General features: G+C 64.6%; 11 protein-coding genes and 1 pseudogene. 8 read left to right on the top strand and 4 right to left on the bottom strand.

Annotated elements, in window-relative coordinates; genetic code table 11:
* Positions 1-251 precede the first annotated feature (251 nt).
* Positions 252-1,253 (top strand): phosphate acetyltransferase, encoded by a 1,002-nt coding sequence (gene pta / locus EBS11_RS25560; RefSeq protein WP_290607799.1) that lies wholly within the window; start codon positions 252-254, stop codon positions 1,251-1,253.
* Between the two features lies 1 nt (position 1,254).
* Positions 1,255-2,016 carry a TSUP family transporter gene (locus tag EBS11_RS25555; protein ID WP_290607797.1) on the top strand — a complete coding sequence of 254 codons (762 nt, stop codon included), beginning with the start codon at positions 1,255-1,257 and terminating at the stop codon, positions 2,014-2,016.
* A gap of 10 nt (positions 2,017-2,026) precedes the next feature.
* Here the strand turns inward: EBS11_RS25555 and EBS11_RS25550 are convergent, their stop codons facing one another.
* Entirely contained in the window at positions 2,027-2,710 is a 684-nt protein-coding gene (locus tag EBS11_RS25550) for a response regulator transcription factor (RefSeq protein ID WP_290607795.1), read from the bottom strand.
* Between the two features lie 81 nt (positions 2,711-2,791).
* Here EBS11_RS25550 and EBS11_RS25545 point away from each other — a divergent pair, with 81 nt between their 5' ends.
* The 6 genes from EBS11_RS25545 (at position 2,792) to EBS11_RS25520 (ending at position 16,424) form a co-directional block, all read left to right on the top strand.
* Entirely contained in the window at positions 2,792-4,795 is a 2,004-nt protein-coding gene (locus tag EBS11_RS25545) for a sensor histidine kinase (RefSeq protein WP_290607793.1), read from the top strand.
* Positions 4,796-5,066: 271 nt separating this feature from the next.
* Complete coding sequence (locus tag EBS11_RS25540) at positions 5,067-11,405, top strand: MBG domain-containing protein (RefSeq protein WP_290607791.1); 6,339 nt, start codon at positions 5,067-5,069, stop codon at positions 11,403-11,405.
* A gap of 29 nt (positions 11,406-11,434) precedes the next feature.
* Positions 11,435-13,099, top strand: coding sequence for a ShlB/FhaC/HecB family hemolysin secretion/activation protein (locus tag EBS11_RS25535; protein ID WP_290607789.1), 1,665 nt, complete (start codon positions 11,435-11,437; stop codon positions 13,097-13,099).
* A 366-nt stretch (positions 13,100-13,465) separates the two neighbouring features.
* Positions 13,466-14,353, top strand: coding sequence for an RNA ligase family protein (locus EBS11_RS25530; protein ID WP_290607784.1), 888 nt, complete (start codon positions 13,466-13,468; stop codon positions 14,351-14,353).
* Positions 14,350-15,489: an AAA family ATPase gene (locus tag EBS11_RS25525; protein ID WP_290607782.1), complete on the top strand. Its 1,140-nt coding sequence runs from the start codon at positions 14,350-14,352 to the stop codon at positions 15,487-15,489. The genes EBS11_RS25530 and EBS11_RS25525 overlap by 4 nt, the downstream gene beginning before the upstream one ends.
* Before the next feature lie 242 nt (positions 15,490-15,731).
* Positions 15,732-16,424, top strand: coding sequence for a choice-of-anchor E domain-containing protein (locus tag EBS11_RS25520; RefSeq protein ID WP_290607780.1), 693 nt, complete (start codon positions 15,732-15,734; stop codon positions 16,422-16,424).
* Here EBS11_RS25520 and EBS11_RS25515 read toward each other — a convergent pair.
* The 3 genes and pseudogenes from EBS11_RS25515 to EBS11_RS25505 all read right to left on the bottom strand — a co-directional run bounded on the left by EBS11_RS25515 (position 16,425) and on the right by EBS11_RS25505 (position 19,977).
* Positions 16,425-18,109, bottom strand: a pseudogene (locus tag EBS11_RS25515) (cobalt chelatase).
* A complete protein-coding gene (locus EBS11_RS25510; RefSeq protein WP_290607804.1) occupies positions 18,106-19,035 on the bottom strand; it encodes an AAA family ATPase in 930 nt (309 codons plus the stop codon). The pseudogene EBS11_RS25515 and the gene EBS11_RS25510 overlap by 4 nt, the downstream one beginning before the upstream one ends.
* 90 nt (positions 19,036-19,125) lie before the next feature.
* Positions 19,126-19,977 (bottom strand): IclR family transcriptional regulator, encoded by an 852-nt coding sequence (locus EBS11_RS25505; RefSeq protein WP_290607778.1) that lies wholly within the window; start codon positions 19,975-19,977, stop codon positions 19,126-19,128.
* Positions 19,978-20,355: the final 378 nt, after the last annotated feature.

Raw genomic sequence — 20,355 nt, 5'->3', positions numbered from 1 at the left:
CAAGTACAAAGACTACGTCTAAGTCACCCCAAAGCGGGGACTGGGGGCGGTCGCTTGGCAATCGGCCTGCCTCCACCGGGAGGCAGGCCCCTTGCCGGGGCCGACCCCCGCATTTGCGACGTTGGGATGATTTTGCGTAAGCCATCAATACGCCCGATCCTTGTATGACCCCGGCCTGCCGGGTTTTATGTGCCGGAACCATGTTTCATGCTTCCATGGTTCCGGCATTTTTTTACCGAATTGGAGTACCCATGAAAGCCCTGCACCGCATCATCGCCCAAGCCCGGGCCGTGCCGAAACATATCGTCCTGTGCGAGGGCGACGACGTGCGCGTGCTGCGCGCGGCCGTGCGGGCTGCCAGCGAAGGCCTGGCGCGCATCACCATCGTCGGCCAGCCGGCCGCCATTGTGGCGCTGGCGCGGGAGCACGCGCTGGACCTCGATAGCGTGCGCCTGGTCGACCCGGCCACTTCCAGCGAGTCGGAACACTATGCCCAGCAATTGTTTGTGCTGCGCCAAGCCAAGGGCATGACGGTGGAGCAGGCGCGCAGCGCCGTGCAAGCGCCCTTGTGCTATGCCAACCTGATGGTGCGCCTGGGTGACGCGGACGGCTGCGTGGCGGGTGCCGTGCATACGACGGCCGACGTGGTGCGCAGCGCCATCCAGATCATCGGCGTGGACCCGGCCTTCAAGCTCGTGTCCAGCTTTTTCCTGATGATGCTGTGCGAGCCTTTCCACAGCCTCAAGGGCGGCTTCATCTTTTCCGACTGCGCTTTGGTGGTCGATCCGAAGGCGGAGGAACTGGCCGACATCGCCATGGCCGCCGCCGACAGCGCGCAAGCCTTGCTGATGGAAGAGCCCCGTGTCGCCATGCTGTCGTTTTCCACCAGCGGCAGCGCCCACCACGCGGCCGTCGACAAGGTGCATGCGGCCACGGACCGGGTCAAGGCCCAGCGTCCGCTGCTGGCCATCGATGGCGACGTGCAGCTGGATGCGGCCATCGTGGCGGAGATTTCCCAACGCAAGGTCAAGGATTCCGTCGTGAATGGCCGCGCCAATGTGCTGGTCTTTCCCAACCTGGACGCGGGCAATATCGGCTACAAGCTGGCCGAGCGCATGGGCGGCGCCGTCGCCATCGGTCCCTTGCTGCAGGGCTTGAAGAAACCGGCCAACGACCTGTCGCGCGGCTGCAGCGCCGACGACGTGTACAACGTCATTGCGGTCACGGCCGTGCAGGCCCAGGGTGGGCGCTGAGTTGTTCAGCCTGCCCGTGCTGGCGCTGCTGGGCGTGGTGGCGGCGGGCACGTATTTCCAGACCGTCACGGGCTTTGGCCTGGGCATGATCGTCATGGGCGTGGCCAGCGGACTGGGCCTGGCGCCCGTGCCCGCGCTGGCGGCCCTCGTCAGTTTGTTGTCGCTGGCCAATTGCCTGGTGGCCTTGCCGGGCGCCTTGCACCACCTGGACTGGCGCGCCATCCGCGCCGCCAGCATCGGCTTGCTGCCGGCCATGGCGGCCGGCGTCTTGCTATTGGGATACCTGGACCAGGCGTATGCGCCCCTGCTGAAACTGCTGCTGGGCGCGGCCATCGTGTATGGCGGCGTCAGCATCCTGCTGCAGGCGCCGCCGGGACCGGGCGCGGCCGACAAACGCAGCTTCTTCATCAGCGGCGTGTGCGGCGGCCTGTTCTCGGGCCTGTTTTCGCTGGCGGGACCGCCCCTCGTGTATCAGTTTTACCGCCAGGAAATGAGCCTGATCACCATCCGCTACAGCCTGATCTTTTTGTTCGCCATCAGCGCGGGCGGGCGCTCGCTGATGGCGGGCAGCCAGGGCCAGCTCGATGGGAAGGTTTTGCTGTTGTGTATGCTGGCCTTGCCCGTGGGCGTGCTGGCCACCATGGCGGGCAAGCGCTACCCGCCGCCCATCGCCCAGCGCGGCATGCGCCGCATCGCGTTTGCCGTGCTGACGGCCATCGGCATTTCCCTGATGGCGGCGGCCGTGCCGCAACTGCTGGCCTAGGGATGCCGGATCAGGGCCGGACGGCCGCGTTGGCAAAGAAGCGGTAGCCGGCGTTGCGCGCCGTGTTGACGGGCAAGGGCAGGCCCGTGGCTTGCTCGGTCTTGCGGCGCAGGCGGCGGATCTGCGTGTCGAGACGACGCTGGTCGTAGTCGAGGAAATCCTCGCCCAGCGACTGGACGATCTGCTGCCGGCTGACGATGCGCTCCGGCTCGGCCATCAGCACCTGCAGCACGGTGGTATCTTGTTGCGATAATGCAATGGCGCTGCAGCCTGGCGGCACGAGGCGGCGCGGCCCCAGTTCCAGTATCCACGTCGGCGCGGCTGCCGGTTCGCCCAGGCGCCGCTGCAAGCTGCCCAGGGTGGCCGCCAGTTCTTCCAGGTCGGTGTGCTTGGGCAGGTAGTGGTCGGCGCCGCCGCTCAGTCCGTTGACCTTGTCCTGCGTGGCGCCGCGCGCGGTAAACACGACAATGCCGAGCTGGCGGCCCTGGGCGCGCAGCGCGCGCACCAGTGCCATGCCATCGCCGTCGGGCAAGCCCAGGTCGATGATGGCGATATGGTGCAGGGTGGGGATATAGCTGGCATGAAAGCTGGCCAGGTCGGCAACGGCGCTGACCCGGTAGCCGCAGTCGCCGAGAAATTCGGTCAGTTCCTGCCGCAGCACGGCTTCGTCTTCAAGCAAAATAAGGTTCAACATGGCGCAAGGATAACCGATCGCCTGCCTGGCGTGAAGGCAGCCTGTCGCTTCCTTGATATGGCTGTGTTAAGCTGCCGCGCCATGCGTTTCCTGCTTGCCATTCTCCTCCTGTTCACTGCCCTGCATCCGCTTGCCGCGCGCGCCGCGCCGCCGGCGCCGCTGCTGCTGCCCGACACTGGCCAGCAGGTGTCGGCCAGCGGCCACATGCTGCTGTTGCGCGATCCGCAAGGCGAACTGGGGCCTGCCGGGGCATTGGCGTCGCCCGGCTGGCGCGCCTTGCCCGGCGCCGTCAGTGCCGGCTATACGGACGACGTCCTCTGGCTGCTGCTCGATGTGCGGCGCGCGGCGGATGCGCCCGATGACTGGGTGTTGCGTTTTAGCAACGCCGTGCTCGACAGCGTGCGCCTGTACCGGCTGGACGGCGAGGGTCACTGGAGCCTGCAGGAAGCGGGCGCCGCCATCGCGCGCGACGACTGGCCCGTCGATGCGCGCCAGGTCGTCTTTCCGCTGCGCCTCAATGCGGGCACGACCGAACGCTGGCTCGTGCGCCTGCACAGCAAGAAATCCATGTCGACCGAGCTGAGCGTGTGGCCGCGCGCCGCGTTTGACGAATCCTCGCGCCGCGAATACCTGTATTACGGTTTGCAGTTCGGCACCTATTTATTGCTGATCCTGTTCCACATTTTCTTCTGGCGCATGACGCGCGAAGCCCACAGCGGCTGGTATCTGCTGTACGTGTGCACGAGCGCGACGACGGAAGCGTTCACGATCGCCATTCCCCAGCAGATTTTCGCCATGCCGAACTGGCTGTCCGACCCCATCGTGGGCATGTCGCTGTGCATGTCGCTGGCCGTCGGCACGCGCTTTTCTTCCCTGCAGCTGGAATTGCCGGAACTGTTGCCCCGCGTGACGCGCTGGCTGGCGTGGATTTCCTGCGTGGTGGCCGTGGCCGGCGCTTGCCTGGTGCTGCGCGGAAAATATGGCACGGGCGTGCTTGCCGTGCAGTACACGGCGCTGCCCCTGATCGTACTCTTTATCGGCACGGCGAGCTGGCTGTCATGGCGCGGCCACCGCAGCGCGCGCGCCTTCCTGCTGATTTTCGGCATTTTTTATGCCGGTGCCATCATCAGTTTCCTGCGCAATATGGGCGTGCTGCCGCCCAATTTCTGGACCAACCATGCGGCCACCCTGGGCGCCTTCGTGCACATGATGCTGATGAGCTTGCGCCTCAACCGCCGCTACGCCGACCTGCGCCGGGCCAAGGATCTGGCGCAGGCGGAAGCCGTGCGGGCTGTGCGCGCCCTCAATGAGCGGCTGGAGGAACAAGTGCTGCTGCGCACGGCCGCCCTGCAGCAGGAAATCGGCCGGCGCGCGGCGCTGGAAGGCGAGCTGCGCGAGGCGCTGGCGGTGGAAACGCGCACGCGCGAAGAGCAGCAGGATTTCGTTGCCATGGTGTCCCATGAATTCCATACGCCCTTGGCCATCATCAATACGACGGCCCAGCAGATCGCCCGCAATCCCGCTGCCGTGTGGGAAAAAACCCTGCAGCGCTGCCAGAACCTGCGCGAGGCCAGCGGCCGCATGACGGCGCTCGTCGATGAATACCTGAGCGCGGACCGGATGGAAACGAGCGCCGCCACCTTCCGCCCCCAGTCCTGCGACCCGCGCAAGCTGATCGGCGCCGTGCTGGCCGAGTGGCCGGAAGGCAGGGTGGAAGCGCACTGGGGCGTCTTGCCGGCGCAGCTGCAATGCGACCCGGGCCTGCTGCGCGTCGCCTTGCGCAACCTGCTCAGCAACGCGGACCGCCACGCGCCGCAGGTGTCGGCCATACGCGTGCAGGCCACGATGCACGGCGATGCTGGCCTGCAAGTGACCGTCAGCAATGAGGGCGATCCCTTGCCCGCCGATGAAATCCCGCGCCTGTTCCAGAAGTACTTCCGTGGCCGTATCGCGCAGCACAAGCCCGGTGCCGGACTGGGCTTGTATCTGGTGCAGCGCATCGCGGAGCTGCATGGCGGCAAGGTCATGCTCGACAGTGCGGGCATGGATGGCGTGATCAGTTTTTCATTGCAACTACCCGCCTAGATGGCCGGCATTTCCGACTGATTTAGTCGGGAATCGCTCAGGTTTGCTCACTTATAAATCCGCAATGTTTGTTACATTTTCCCCAAGGAAATTTTTGTGTCTTTTGGCTACGAATGTGTAGTGAAAGGCAACAGGGATGGAGCGAGGAAAACGGTCGCCTGCGCGTGATGCGCATGCACGGCCGAGATTGTCATTTGCACTGCCCCTTGCGCTGAAGCGGACGAGGCGGTGCAGGGCGCTCCCTGTAACAACATCAACAAGGATAGACAGCATGCATCGCCACGGATCACTGAATCACATTTACCGGCTCGTCTGGAGCCACGTCCTGAACGCCTGGGTCGCCGTTGCCGAGACTTCGCACGGCCGTGGCAAGGGCGGCCGCCGCAAGCTGGCCGCCGCCGCGGCCGTCATGGCGGCGCTGGCGCTGGGCGGACCGGCCTGTGCCGGACCCACGGGCGGGCAGGTGGTGGCCGGCACGGCCACCATCACGCAGTCCGGCACGACGACGACGGTCCAGCAGACGAGCCAGCAGGCGTCGCTGAACTGGGCCAGCTTCAATGTGGGCAGCAAGGAAACCGTCAATTTCGTCCAGCCTTCGTCGTCCGCGCTGGCCGTCAACCGCATTCTCGACAGCAACGGTTCGCAAATCCTCGGGCGCGTGAACGCCAACGGCCAGGTTTACCTGATCAATCCGAACGGCATCCTGTTCGGCCGCACGGCCCAGGTCAACGTGGGCGGCCTCGTCGCTTCGACCCTGGATATCGACAATGCCAGCCTGGGCGGCAGCAAGCATGTGTTCAACGGCAAGGGGGGCGGCAGCATCGTCAACGAAGGCACGATCCACGCGGCCGACGGCGGCTACGTGGCCCTGATTTCCGCCCGCATCAGCAACAGCGGCAGCATCGCGGCCCATGCGGGCAGCGTGCTGATGGGCGCGGGCAGCCAGGTCACCCTGGACCTGGGCGGCCCCGTCAAGCTGCAGGTGACGCAGGGCGCGCTCGATACCCTGATCGAAAATGGCGGCGCCATCCGCGCCGATGGCGGCCAGGTCTACCTGACTGCCAAGGCGGCGGGCGCCCTGGCCTCCAGCGTCATCAACAACAAGGGCGTGATCGAGGCGCACACCCTGTCCACCGGCGAAAAAGGCCAGATCGTGCTGCTCGGCGACATGCAGCAGGGCAGCGTCCACGTTGCCGGCGTGCTCGACGCCAGCGCGCCCCAGGGCGGCGATGGCGGCTTCATCGAAACCAGCGCCAACCACGTGGACATCGGCGCCGTGCGCGTCACCACGGCCTCGGCCGGCGGCAGGACGGGCGACTGGCTGATCGACCCGAACGACTTCACGGTGGCGGCCAGCGGCGGCAACATGACGGGCGCGGCCGTCTCCAGCGCCCTGGCCAGCAACAATTTCACCATAATGACCACCAGCATGGGTACGGCGGGCGGCAATGGCGACATCCACGTGAACGACGCCATCAGCTGGTCGGCCAACAAGCTCACCCTGACCGCCGAGCGCAACATCAACATCAATGCGACCCTGAACGCCACCGGCAGCGGATCGCTGGCCTACCAGTATGGCCAGGCGACGGCCAATGGCGCCGGCAGCGCCTACAAGGTGGCAGCGGGCGTGGCCGTGAATATTCCCACGGCCAGCGCCTTTACCTGGAAGAAGGGCAGCGCCGGCAGCGTGAACAATTTGGTGTTAAGCAACGGCAATATACGCTTCGGCAATGGTAATGAAAACTCCTTCACCGACGACGGGCTGTTGAAGACGCCATTTTATTTCGATAACACCACCCCCGGCCGCAACGGCTGGTACATGCTGACCTTGAACCGGCCCTTCGAGTTTGCCGTGGCCGCAGGCGGCAATGGCAGCAATGCCTGGAATAACAATGGACAAGTGCTGATCGCGGACGGCGGCATGGGCGGCGGCTTCCCTGGCATGGGCGGCAGTTACTCCAGTGCGCTGAGCAACCGTTCCTTGAATATCGCCGGCTACCAGGAAGGCATGGGCTCGATCGTGACGACAGGGACGCTCAATTTCAGCACCCTGAACCAGTCGGCCAGCATCGCGCACACCTATACCCTGAAGGCGGGCGATGCCTTCGTCAACATGGATAGCCGGCTCACCAATCTGAGCAGCACGCCGCTGACGAATGTGCGCATGTGGCTGGGCACGGGCGACGATTTTATCGGCGAGTCGGATGCCAACTACAAGACCAAGGGCAATATCGTGTCCGGTGCCTTTGCGACCTTGACCGATAACAAGGCCAGCTCCAACGCCATTATGGTGACGGAAACCAACAGCACGACGAGCGGCTCGGCCATCCTGTTCTATTCCACGACGGCGGGCGTGGATACCGTGCACAGCAATTGCTGCTCGTTTTCCAACGCCATCAACCAGAACCCGCGCGGCACGGCCGCCGCTTCCGGCCAGACAGACGGCAGCTATGCCATGTTCCTGCGCGCGGCCGACCTGGCGCCGGGCCAGTCCGGCGGCCTGTCCGTGTACTACGCGGCGGCGCCCGTGGCGCAATTGAAGGATGCCATTGTTTCCGTCGACAATGCGGCCGGGAACGCTTCCAAGCCCGTGTACATCCGCTTGACGCCAGGCACCAGCGTGTATGGCGACTTGCCTGTCTTTAACTATGCGCTGTACGACGCCCTGAGCGGCGGCACGCTGATCACCGATGCCAGCGCGAGCGGCACGGTTTCCTGGCTGGGCGCGCCCACGGCCACGTCCTCGGCAGGCGTCTACTCGATCAGCTATGACACGGGCCTGGTGCTGGGCAAGACGGGCTATACCCTGACGCCGGGCGGCCCTGTTTACTGGACGGTCACGCCCCGTCCGCTGGACGTGGCCGTGACGAAGACCTACGACGGCAGCGCCACCTTCAATGCCGGCTTTGTCCTGTCTGGGCTGGTCAATGGCGACCGCGCCCCGACGGTCGCCGGCTCGGCCACCGTCGGCAGCCGCAATGCCGGCCGCTACAGCAGTTTCGATTCCAGCACGTTGAGCTTGTCAAACAGCAATTATGTGCTGAATACCAGCAGCGTCAGCGCGAATATCGACCCCCGCCCCATCACGGTGACGGCGGATGCAAAGAGCAAGGTCTACGGCAACGTCGACCCCAGCCTGTCGTACCAGGTGACGCAAGGCAACCTCGTGGCCGGCGACAGCCTGAATGGCGTCCTGCGCCGCACTGCGGGCGAAAACGTGGGCAGTTACACCATCGATGCGTCGGCCTTGGCGAACGGCAACTATGTGGTGACGGCACAGAACGGTGCCCTGAGCATCGATGCGCGTCCCATCACGGTGACGGCGGACGCGAAGAGCAAGGTCTACGGCAACGTCGATCCAAGCCTCACGTATCAGGTCACGCAAGGCAACCTCGTGGCCGGCGACAGCCTGGCCGGCGTGCTGCGTCGCACGGCCGGCGAAAACGTGGGCAGCTACACCATCGACGCTTCCGCCCTGGCCAACGGCAACTATGTCGTCACGGCACAAAATGGCAGCTTGACCATCGATGCGCGTCCCATCACGGTCACGGCCGACGCGAAGAGCAAGGTCTATGGCAACGTCGACCCAGGCCTGACGTATCAGGTCACGCAAGGCAATCTGGTGGCGGGCGACAGCTTGGCCGGTGTCCTGCGCCGCACTGCGGGCGAAAACGTGGGCAGCTACACCATCGACGCCTCGGCCCTGGCGAACGGCAACTATGTGGTGACGGCACAGAACGGCAGCTTGACCATCGATGCGCGCCCGATCACGGTCACGGCCGACGCGAAGAGCAAGGTCTACGGCAACGTCGACCCTGGCCTGACGTACCAGGTCACGCAAGGCAATCTGGTGGCGGGCGACAGCCTGGCCGGCGTGCTGCGCCGTACCGCTGGCGAAAACGTCGGCAGCTACACGATCGATGCGTCGGCCCTGGCCAACGGCAACTATGTTGTGACGGCACAGAACGGTGCCCTGACCATCGATGTGCGCCCCATCACAGTGACGGCCGATGGAAAGACCAAGGTCTACGGCAACGTCGACCCGGGCCTGACGTACCAGGTCACGCAAGGCAATCTGGTGGCTGGCGACAGCCTAGCTGGCGTGCTGCGCCGCACTGCCGGCGAAAACGTGGGCAGCTACATGATCGATGCGTCGGCCCTGGCCAACGGCAACTACCTGATCACGGCGCAAAACGGCGCCTTGACCATCGACGCCCGCCCGATCACGGTGACGGCGGACTCGAAAAGCAAGGTCTACGGCAACGTCGACCCGGGCCTGACGTACCAGGTCACGCAAGGCAATCTGGTGGCAGGGGACAGCCTAGCCGGCGTGCTGCGCCGCACGGCTGGCGAAAACGTCGGCAGCTACACGATCGACGCTTCCGCCTTGGCCAACGGCAACTATGTCGTCACGGCACAGAACGGCAGCTTGACCATCGACGCCCGTCCGATCACGGTCACGGCGGACGCGAAGAACAAGGTCTATGGCAACGTCGACCCGGGCCTCACGTATCAGGTCACGCAAGGCAATCTCGTGGCAGGCGACAGCCTGGCGGGTGTTCTGCGCCGCACAGCCGGTGAAAACGTCGGCAGCTACACCATCGATGCGTCGGCCCTGGCCAACGGCAACTATGTGGTGACGGCACAAAACGGTGCATTGACCATCGATGCCCGTCCGATCTCGGTGACGGCCGACGCGAAGAGCAAGGTCTATGGCAACGTCGACCCAGGCCTGACGTACCAGGTCACGCAAGGCAACCTCGTGGCGGGCGACAGCCTGAATGGCGTGCTGCGCCGCACTGCCGGTGAAAACGTGGGCAGCTACACCATCGACGCTTCCGCTCTGGCCAACGGCAACTATGTGGTGACGGCACAAAATGGCAGCTTGACCATCGACGCCCGCCCCATCACGGTGACGGCGGATGCAAAAAGTAAGGTCTACGGCAATGTTGACCCTGGCCTGACGTATCAGGTGACGCAAGGCAATCTCGTGGCGGGCGACAGCCTGGCTGGCGTCCTGCGCCGTGTGGCCGGTGAAAACGTGGGCAGCTACATGATCGATGCCTCGGCCCTGGCCAACGGCAACTATGTTGTGACGGCACAAAACGGTGCCCTGACCATCGATGCGCGCCCCATCACGGTGACGGCAGACGCGAAAAGCAAGGTCTACGGCAACGTCGACCCGGGCCTGACGTACCAGGTGACGCAAGGCAATCTGGTGGCCGGCGACAGCCTGAACGGTGTCCTGCGTCGCGCAAGCGGTGAAAACGTGGGCAGCTACACGATCGACGCTTCCGCCTTGGCCAACGGCAACTACCTGATCACGGCACAAAACGGTGCCTTGACCATCGATGCCCGCCCGATCACGGTGACGGCAGACGCGAAAAGCAAGGTCTACGGCAACGTCGACCCTGGCCTGACGTATCAGGTCACGCAAGGTAATCTGGTAGCCGGTGACAGCCTGAGTGGCGTGCTGCGCCGTACCGCTGGCGAAAACGTGGGCAGCTACACGATCGATGCCTCGGCGCTAGCCAACGGCAACTATGTCGTCACGGCACAAAACGGTGCCCTGACCATCGACGCCCGTCCGATCACGGTGACGGCGGATGCGAAGAGCAAGGTCTACGGCAACGTCGACCCGAGCCTCACGTATCAGGTCACGCAAGGCAATCTGGTGGCCGGCGACAGCCTGACCGGTGTCCTGCGCCGCACTGCGGGCGAAAACGTGGGCAGCTACACCATCGACGCTTCCGCCCTGGCGAACGGCAACTATGTGGTGACGGCACAAAATGGCGCCTTGACCATCGATGCACGTCCCATCACGGTGACGGCGGACGCGAAGAGCAAGGTCTACGGCAACGTCGATCCTGACCTGACGTATCAGGTGACGCAAGGCAATCTCGTGGCGGGCGACAGCCTGAATGGCGTGCTGCGCCGCACGGCCGGTGAAAACGTCGGCAGCTACACGATCGACGCTTCCGCCCTGGCCAACGGCAACTATGTGGTGACGGCACAAAACGGTGCATTGACCATCGATGCCCGTCCGATCACGGTGACGGCCGATGCGAAGAACAAGGTCTATGGCAACGTCGACCCTGGCCTCACGTATCAGGTCACGCAAGGCAATCTGGTGGCGGGCGACAGCCTGGCCGGCGTGCTACGTCGCGCAAGCGGTGAGAACGTGGGCAGCTACACGATCGATGCATCGGCCCTGGCCAACGGCAACTACCTCGTGACGGCACAGAACGGCAGCTTGACCATCGATGCCGATCCGGCGCTGGAAAATGCGATTCGCCTGGCGCGGCGCCAGGTCACCACGGGCGTCAATGATGCGGTGGCCGGCACGACGGCTGGCGCTGCGGGAGTGGCCGCGCCCGTGTTCGCGGCGCCCGCCGTGAAGAGCACGCCAAACAGCGTCACCCTGATCGGCGGACTGGCCCTGGTGCCTGTTGTCGAAGAGGCACAAGCCACGCCGGCGCCAGGCACGCTGCTGGCCGCATTGCCGGCGCAGGGCGACAGCGGCACGCCGGGCTTTACCCGCATCTTTGTCGTCAACGGCGGCATCAATGTCGCTCCTGCCGCCCCGGTCGCGGGAGGCGTGGCGCAATGATTGTACTGATTCAACCTGAAAAAAGACTTATGAAAACACAACAAACTCCACGGCGCACTGCTGTTGCCATCGCGCTGGGATACGCTTTATTGCATGTCGCACCGGGCGCGCAGGCGCAAGTCCTTCCTGATGCGGGCCAGACCCTGCAGCAATTGCAAGCACCGCTGGCTCCGCCCCGCGCGAGCCAGCCGCTGACCATCCAGGTGCCGCTCGACGCGCATGCCGTGGCACCTGGCGGTCCCACGGTGGTATTGCGTTCGATCAAGGTCGCCGGCAATTCCATGCTCGACGACGCAGCGCTGTACGCGGCGCTGGGCGAGGTCAGGGGCCAGACGTTCGACCTGGCCGGCTTGCGCGGCCTGGCCGAGCGCATCACGGCCTTTTACCAGGCGAGCGGCTACCCGTTTGCCCGCGCCATCCTGCCGCCGCAAGACCTTGACCAGGGCAACTTGCGCATCGACGTCATCGAAGGGCGCTACGGCGCGGTGCTGGCCGAGAGCGGCGATGCGCTCCTGGCGCAGCGGGCGACGGCCTTCCTCGACGGCTTGCGCCCTGGCAGCGTCATCGCCAGCGGCCCCCTGGAGCGGGCCACCCTGCTGCTGGACGACTTGCCGGGCATCCGTTCCAGCGCCACCATGCGTCCCGGCACGCAGGCGGGCACGGGCGACCTCGTCGTCCAGGTCGACCGTGACGAGCGCGTGCGCGGCGACATCGGCCTGGACAATGCCGGCAGCCGCTACACGGGCAAAAACCGCGTGCGCGCGAATGTCGACATCAACAGTCCCTTCCTGCTGGGTGACCAGATCAGCGTGCGGGCCTTGCTCAGCGAGGAAGAGTTGTGGCTCGGTTCGCTTGGCTACAGCCTGCCGCTGGGCGCATCCGGCTTGCGCGGCACGGTGGGCTATTCGCATACCCGCTATGTGCTGGCGAAGGAATTTGCCAGCCTGGATGCGCATGGCACGGCCAAGGTCGCCAGCGCCGGACTCAGCTATCCTATCCTGCGCTCGCAGCAGGCCAACCTGACCGTGATCGCCACCTATCAATCGAAGGAGCTGCAGGACAACCGCGACAGCACCCTGACCCATGAAAGCAAGTCCAGCCAGTCCCTGCCGCTGGCCCTGCAATTCGACCTCCGCGATGGCTACAATGGCATGACCTACGGCAGCGTGAGCTGGACGCCAGGCAAGCTGAAGCTCGACGCGGGCTTGACGGCCGTGGACTATTACCAGACCAGGGGCAGCTTCCACAAGGTCAATCTCGACGTGGTGCGACTGCAATCCTTGCCTGCCGGCTTGAGCTTGATGGCCCACCTGAGCTGGCAGCAGGCCGACACCAACTTGGACTCGTCCGAGAAACTGAGCCTGGGCGGCGCCAGCGGCGTGCGCGCCTATCCATCCGGGGAAGCGACGGGCGACAATGGGGGCCTGGCACAGCTGGAACTGCGCTATGCCGCCGGCAACTACACGCCGTATGCCTTCATGGATGCGGGACGCATCGCCGTCAACACCAAGCCGGCGCCGGCCAGCGACAACCGGCGCAGCCTGCGTGGCAGCGGCCTGGGCTTGCGCTACCAGCAGCAGGCGTGGAGCGCCGATGTGGCCCTGGCCTGGCGCACCACGGGCGGCCGTCCTCTGTCGGAAAGCAACAGCGATCCCAAGCCGCGCGTGTGGCTCAACCTCGAGTACCGCTACTGAGGTACAGCCTGACGGCCGGTGTCGTGCCTGCGCGACGCCGGCCGGTGGCCAGGCGCACGGTTGAACACCGTTGAATCGTGCGCCTTGCAAAATAATCAAACAGCCGTTATATTCCCCGTTCTTTCTCGAACCTCTTCCTTATTGGAGCCAAAAGTGCCTCGCTTCTTCGCCATCACCTGCTAACGCTGACGAAATGCTCTCTGCAGCATCGTTCGGCGCGTTGACGCCCCCGATTGCTGCGGCACTGTTTGTTCCCCTCCCGCACACGCTTTCAAGGCATAGGCCTTGACCGTCCACGCCCGGATTCGTCGTCAGCATCCCTGACCCTGTATGGACACGCCTGCGGTGAACGCGGCGTGGGACGCTATGTTTTTACAATCTTTACCCTTATTCAAATACCCGCGCACGCCGCACCTGGAAGGTTCGCGCCTGCAGGATGGCGACGATGGTGCCGACCAGATGCCCTTGAAAAAGCTGGCCGGCCAGTACGTCGTCATCGAGGAAAAAATCGATGGCGCCAACGCCGCCGTGTCGTTCAGCGACGCGGGCGAGGTGCTGCTGCAGTCGCGCGGCCACTACCTGGCGGGCGGCGGCAGCGAACGCCAGTTCAACCTGCTGAAACCGTGGGCACATGCGCATGAACACGCCTTGCTGGGCTTGCTGGAAGATCAGTACGTGCTGTTTGGCGAATGGGCCTACAGCAAGCATTCCGTGTTTTACGACCGCTTGCCCCATTACTTCAACGAGTTCGACGTGTATTGCCGCCGCACGCAGAGGTTTTTGTCGACGGCGCGGCGCCACGCCATGCTGGCCGGCTCGCCCGTGCTGTCCGTGCCCGTGCTGTATGCGGGCGCCATGCCCGCCACGCCGAAACAGCTGTGGCTGCTGCTGCGCCATTCGCTGGCCAAGTCCCGCCTGTGGCGCGACGCATTTGAGCATGTGGTGGCGCGCGAGCGCCTGCCTTTGGACCTGTGCTGGAAGCAGACGGACAAGTCCGACCACGCGGAAGGGCTGTACCTGAAAGTGGAAGACGACGAGCAGGTGCTGGCCCGCTACAAGCTGGTGCGGCATGACTTTACGCAAACCATCCTCGACAGCGGTTCGCACCACAGCACGCGTCCCCTGATTCCCAACCAGCTGGCCGACGGCGTGGACCTGTACGCGCCGCAGCCCCTCGTCACGTGGGACAGCCTGGGCCTGCACACCTGCCGTTCGCTCGACGAACTGGCAGTATTTTCAAGGAGTACAAAATGAACTGGAAACAGTTACAACAGCTGGTGCCCATGGCGGGCCGCTCGCCCGATTTCAAGGCGTGCCTGGCCGCCTTCCCGCAGCTGGAACTGGCGAAGACGACGCCGCAAAATCCCGTGTACCACGCGGAAGGCGACGTGTGGACGCACACGATGATGGTGGTGGAATCCTTGCTGGCCATGCCCGACTACCAGCAAGCGACGCGGGCGCAGCAGGAAATCGTCTTCCTCGCCGCCTTGCTGCACGACGTGGCCAAGTGCAGCACCACGGTGATCGACCCCGTGACGGGCGCCATCGGCCAGCCGGGCCACTCGCGCAAGGGCGCCCTCGACGCGCGCATCGCCCTGTGGGATGTTGAGGTGCCGTTTGCCGCGCGCGAGGAAATCTGCCGCCTGATCAATGTGCACCAAGTGCCGTTCTTTGCGCTGGAACAATCGCGGCGCGGCGTGACGCCCGAGTTCACCGTGCGCGAACTGTCGTGGCAGGTCGATATCCGCCTGCTGGCCATGCTGGCCGAGGCCGATATCCGGGGACGCATCTGTCCCGACCCGCAGCGCATCCTCGATGCCATCGAGCTGTTCCGCGAGCTGGCGCGCGAGGAGGCCTGCTACGGCCAGCGGCGCGCCTTTGTCGACGATCACACGCGCGTAAAATATTTTCGCGGCGCCGAGGCGCATCCCGACTATCCCCTGTTCCAGGAGCCGGGCTCGCACGTGATCGTCATGTCGGGCTTGCCTGCGTCGGGCAAGAATACGTGGGTGGAGAAGCACCATCCGCGCCTGCCCGTCGTCTCCTTCGACGATGCGCGGACGGCCTTGGGCTTGAAACATGGCAAGAACGAGGGGCAGGTGGGCGATTACGCGGAGGAGCGGGCGCGCGAGCTGCTGCGCAAGGGCGAACCGTTCGTGTGGAACGCCACGCATCTGTCCAGGCTGATGCGCGAAAAGACGCTCAACCTGCTCTATAAATATCATGCGCAGGTGGAACTCGTGTACCTGGAGCAGCCGCGCAAGGAGTTACTCAGACGCAACGGCCAGCGCGACACGTCGCTGAGCAACAAGAAACTGCAAGCGATGCTGTGGAACTGGGAAATCCCCCTGCCGATGGAAGCGCATGCCGTGCGTTATTGCGTCGATTGAGGCGCCAGCAAGGCTGCCGCGCTACATTCGTTGTGCTGCATGATCGTTGCATAGGAAATCAAAATAACAATACTTATTTTTAAAATTGCAACAAACTGAGTATATTGCGACTCTTTCATTTATTGCAATGAATTGCCTGGATAGCGGCATTGCCGGGCTGCGGCGCGAGGGGCTACCCTCGCGTTTCCCGTGTGAATCACTGCATGATCCACGTCCCCTCATTGAATGAACAGGAGTCATCGATGCACAAATCTCTCATCGCATTGGCCGCCGCCGCCGTGTTAGGCCTTGGCGCCGCATCTTCCGCCCAGGCGGCCACCCAGACCATCAGCTTCAGTGCTGACCGTGCCCTGGGCGCCACCAATTGGTCAGACACCCTGGGACTGGGCAAGTTCGACAGCAACCTGGGCACCTTGACGTCGATCAAGTTCCATCTGGAAGGCGGCGTGCAGGGCAGCGGCAAGGCGGAAAGCCTGGACGCCGGTCCTTCCGACGTGACCCTGAGCCTGGCCTCGCTGCTGACCTTGTACCGTCCCGATCATTCCACCTTGCTGGTGGCCAATCCCCTGTTCACGCAAACGTTCGCGCTGAGCGCCTTCGATGGCAGCATCGATTTCGCGGGGACGTCGGGCGCCAGCACGGGACCCCGGTCGAGCACGGGGTCGAACAGCTACACGAGCGCCAGCGCCAGCGACTTTGCCCTGTTTTCCTCGGCAGGTGGCGGTTTGATTTATCTGGGCTTGAATGCGGTCGGTTCCTCGACAGGCAGCGGTTCCGGTAATTTGCTGACCCAGTTCCAGACGGCCGCCTCGGGCCGCGTGGAAGTGACGTATGAATACATCAGTGCCGTGCCGGAACCGGAAACCTATGTGATGCTGCTGACGGGGCTGGCACTGGCCGGCGTGATGGCGCGCCGCCGCAAGCCCCGGGCTTGATCAGCGTCGGCTGCGCCCGCCGATCAGCTGCGCAATCTCGCTGAACAGTTCATTGTTCAGCGAGGCGGGCAGGGTGGTGGCCAGGCTGCGGCTGTAGTAGGCGCCCAGGTCCAGCCCCAGGCCCAGCCCGCAGATTTCCACGGCGCCCTGCGCTTCGCGGCGCGCCACCACCTGTTTCAAATGCTGGGCCAGGTAAAACTCGTCATTGGCCAGGCTGGTGGCCGTATCCATCGGGCAACCGTCGGAGACGACGAGCAGGATGCGCCGCCGTTCCGGGCGCGCCAGCATGCGCTGGCAGGCCCAGTCCACGGCTTCGCCATCGATGCCTTCGCGGTACAGGTCCGCTTTCAGCAGGGCGGCGATGTCGGGCCGCGCCCGGCGCCACGGGGTATCGCCTTCCTTGAAGACCATGTGCAGCCGTTCGTTCAGGCGGCCAGGATTGGCGGGCGCGTCGTAAAACCCAGCAATTCCGTCGTCACGCCCGCCTGGTCCAGCGCGCGCAATAAAATGTCGAGCAGCACGGCCACGCATTCCGCATGCGTCTTCATGGAGCCGGAGCAATCGACGAGGAAGGTGACGAGGCAATCGGCCTGGGGCAGGAATTGTTCCTTGCGGAACAGCCGGCGCTCCGACGGCGAGCTGATCAGCTGCGCCAGGCGGCGGCCGTCGATGTAACCCTCTTCCTCGCCGAACGACCAGCCGTCGCGCCGGGGCACGGCCAGCAACTGCGTGCAACGCCGCGCCAGGCGGGCCGTGTTGATGCCCAGGCCGGCGATGCGTTCATCCATGCGCGCGCGGTATTCCAGCAGCAGGGCGCGGCGTACCAGTTCGCCCGCTTTTTCTTCGCGGTCATATGCCGTGGAGTACGCCTTGTAGCCGCCATCGCCATCGGTGAAGGCGCGGCTCTCGCCCAGTGGGGCGGCATCGGGCAGGTTGTCGTTGTCGCTGTCGAAATCGAGCAGCAGCCTGAAGGCCGCCTGCGCCTTGGCGTCACCTGCCTCGTCCTGGCCGCCATCCTGCGCCGCCTGCGCCTCTTGCAGCATGGCATCGACGGCGTGGGCGATGGCCAGCGCGTGGCGGGCAAAGGCGGCCTGGTCTAGGCGGTGGCGGCGCAAGCCCGCCAGGTCGCCGCCCAGTTGGGAGGAGAGGGACCAGCGCGTCGCCTCGATGAAATCTTCCGTCTTTTCCAGCACGGCGCGGGCCGTCAGGCGCGACCAGCACATCTGGAACACGGTGTACAGCAGCAAGCCCGACGCGCCCTCGGCCAGGCCGGAATCGTAGAACGCATGCGACCAGGCCGTAAAGCGGTGGCGCAGGTTGGCGATGACGCCGGCATGTTGATCTGGCGCAAGCGTTTCCACGCGCAACTGCTCCAGCAGCTCGAAGACGAGGCGGGCCACGGGGGCTGCCGGGCACAGGGACTTGTGCAGGGCGGCGTCCGTGTGCAGCAGACGCAGGGCCACGCTGTCGGCCGCGCCCCGCAGCGAGGGCAGATCCTGCAGTGCCGCATCGGGCTGCAGATGGGCCGCGTGGATGGGCAGCGGGCGGTGGCCGTCGTGCAGGCGCTGGCCCCGGTAGCGGATGGCGGCAACGCCGCTCAGGGCGCGGATGGCGCCCGCGCACAGTTCATCCGCTTCCTGCTGCTCGCGCGTGTAGGCGGCGGGGGCCGTCGCTTCGGCGCTCATGCCTGGCTCGCCAGCAATTCCTCATTGAAACAGCGCTGGTAATACTCGGCCACCATGGGCCGCTCGGCCTCGTCGCATTTGTTGAGGAAGGACAGGCGGAAGGCCAGGGCCGGGTCGCGGAAGATCTGGCAGTTTTCCGCCCACGTGATCACCGTGCGCGGCGACATCAGGCAGGACAGGTCGCCCGCCGCATAGCCGTGGCGCGTCAGGCTGGCGACGGCCACCATGCGGCCCGCCAGCTGGCGGCCCGCCTCGTCGTTCATGGCGGGAACGCGCGCCAGCACGATGTCCGTTTCCTCCGCCTGCGGCAGATAGTTCAGGGTGGCAACGATATTCCAGCGGTCGATCTGCGCATGGTTGAGCACCTGCGTGCCGTGGTACATGCCGTTCAGGTTGCCGAGGCCCACCGTGTTCGAGGTGGCGAACAGGCGGAAGTGGGGGTGGGGCGTGATGACCCGGTTCTGGTCCAGCAGGGTGAACTTGCCGTCGCGCTCGAGGATGCGCTGGATGACGAACATCACGTCGGGGCGGCCCGCGTCGTACTCGTCGAAGATCAGGGCCACGGGGCGCTGCAATGACCAGGGCACGATGCCTTCCTGGAATTCCGTCACCTGCTGCTGCTCGCGCAGCACGATGGCATCCTTGCCCACCAGGTCCAGGCGGCTGATGTGGCCGTCGAGGTTGACGCGCACGCAGGGCCAGTTCAGGCGCGCCGCCACCTGCTCGATATGCGTGGACTTGCCCGTGCCGTGCAAGCCTTGCACCATCACGCGGCGGTTGTGGGTGAAACCGGCGAGGATGGCCAGGGTGACGTCGCGGTTGAAGCGGTAGGCGGGGTCGATGTCGGGCACGTGCGGGTCGCGCTCCGTGAAGACGGGCACGAGCAGGTCGCTGTCGATGTGGAACAGGCTGCGCACGGACTGCATGCGGTGCGGGGCTTGCGCCGCTGCGGGGGGATGTTGGCGTGAATCTGGCACCTTGTTCTCCTGTGAAGCCGCAGCACGGGCGCCGCGGCGTTATGAGTGACTTGCTGAATGACCAGCCTGCAATGTGTCGTCGCCGCCCGTCGTCGGCATGGTTTCCGATTCGATGGCGGCCAGGGCTTGCGCGGCGCGCTGCAATGCCGGCAAGAAATGTAAAGCCTTGTCGTGCGTCAAACGGATGATGGGCGCCTGGATCGCCACGGCCAGGTTCGAGCGGCCGTTCGGGTTCGGCACGAGCACGGCCACGCACAGCAGGCCGGGCAGGAATTCCTCATCGTCCAGCGCATAGCCGTTGCGGCGCACCACTTCCAGTTCGCGCTCGAGCTTGACGGGGTCCGTTTCCGTCTTGTCCGTAAAGCGCGTCAATTCCATGTGGCCCAGCAGGCGGCGCCGTTGCACGGGCGTCATCTGCGCGAGGAACAATTTGCCGCTCGACGAGCAGTGGGCCGGCACCCGCGAACCGGGATGCAGGTAGAAGCGCAGCGGGGCCGCCGTTTCCACGCGGTCCAGGTACACCACTTCGCTGCCGCTGAAGGCCGTCAGGTTGCAGCTTTCGCCCACTTCCTCGACCAGCTGGCGCAAGACCATGCGGCGGGCACCATGGAAAGTGTTGTTAATCAGCAGGTTCGACGCGAGGCGGCGCAGGCGCACGCCCGTGCTGTAGTGGCGGCCATCGCTTTCGCGCTGCAGCACGCCCACGCTTTCCAGCTGTTGCAGCATGCGGTGCAGGGTGGGTTTCGGCAGCCCCGTTTCTTCCACCAGCGCTTGCAGCGATAGCAGCTGGTCTTTCTCGGCAATCACTTCCAGCAAGGCAAACAAACGCATCGTGGGCGTGTCGCCTTCCAGTTTTTCTGGCTCAAGTTTTGGGGATGAAATCATGTCCATGGTGGCCTCGGTTGGGTAGCAATGAGTGTTACTTCAATTATTTCATTTTCGAACTCAAATTGTACCGTTTCCTCGAAATTCTGTTTGACTTTTACATGCCGAACGCTTAAATTGAATTGTATATCAAATTTCGGAACAAAATATACCGTTTTTTGATAAATAAGTTGATCGTATTCAACAGCCGTATTTGACCGCCTTAATCACCACCGACCCGGAGACACCCATGAATGACATGACCGACCAGAAAGCCGCCGCAGCGGCCACCGCCGCCATCCCCGCAGGCCCGCAAAAGATGACGCCTTCCGAAGCGTTCGTGGAAACCCTGGCCGCCAACGGCGTGACCGACATGTTCGGCATCATGGGCTCGGCCTTCATGGA

The sequence above is a fragment of the Janthinobacterium sp. genome, assembly GCF_009923995.1.
Taxonomy (GTDB): domain Bacteria; phylum Pseudomonadota; class Gammaproteobacteria; order Burkholderiales; family Burkholderiaceae_D; genus Janthinobacterium.
Note: the sequence above shows the minus strand (reverse complement) of the source record. Positions and strands in the feature narration are given on the sequence as shown.

Coding starts and splice junctions, on each gene's coding strand:
- EBS11_RS25530 (WP_290607784.1), top strand. CDS start 13,466: ATGTTTTTACAATCTTTACCCTTATTCAAATACCCGCGCACGCCGCAC.
- EBS11_RS25540 (WP_290607791.1), top strand. CDS start 5,067: ATGCATCGCCACGGATCACTGAATCACATTTACCGGCTCGTCTGGAGC.
- EBS11_RS25535 (WP_290607789.1), top strand. CDS start 11,435: ATGAAAACACAACAAACTCCACGGCGCACTGCTGTTGCCATCGCGCTG.
- EBS11_RS25505 (WP_290607778.1), bottom strand. CDS start 19,977: ATGGACATGATTTCATCCCCAAAACTTGAGCCAGAAAAACTGGAAGGC.
- EBS11_RS25545 (WP_290607793.1), top strand. CDS start 2,792: ATGCGTTTCCTGCTTGCCATTCTCCTCCTGTTCACTGCCCTGCATCCG.
- pta (WP_290607799.1), top strand. CDS start 252: ATGAAAGCCCTGCACCGCATCATCGCCCAAGCCCGGGCCGTGCCGAAA.
- EBS11_RS25525 (WP_290607782.1), top strand. CDS start 14,350: ATGAACTGGAAACAGTTACAACAGCTGGTGCCCATGGCGGGCCGCTCG.
- EBS11_RS25550 (WP_290607795.1), bottom strand. CDS start 2,710: ATGTTGAACCTTATTTTGCTTGAAGACGAAGCCGTGCTGCGGCAGGAA.
- EBS11_RS25510 (WP_290607804.1), bottom strand. CDS start 19,035: ATGCAGTCCGTGCGCAGCCTGTTCCACATCGACAGCGACCTGCTCGTG.
- EBS11_RS25520 (WP_290607780.1), top strand. CDS start 15,732: ATGCACAAATCTCTCATCGCATTGGCCGCCGCCGCCGTGTTAGGCCTT.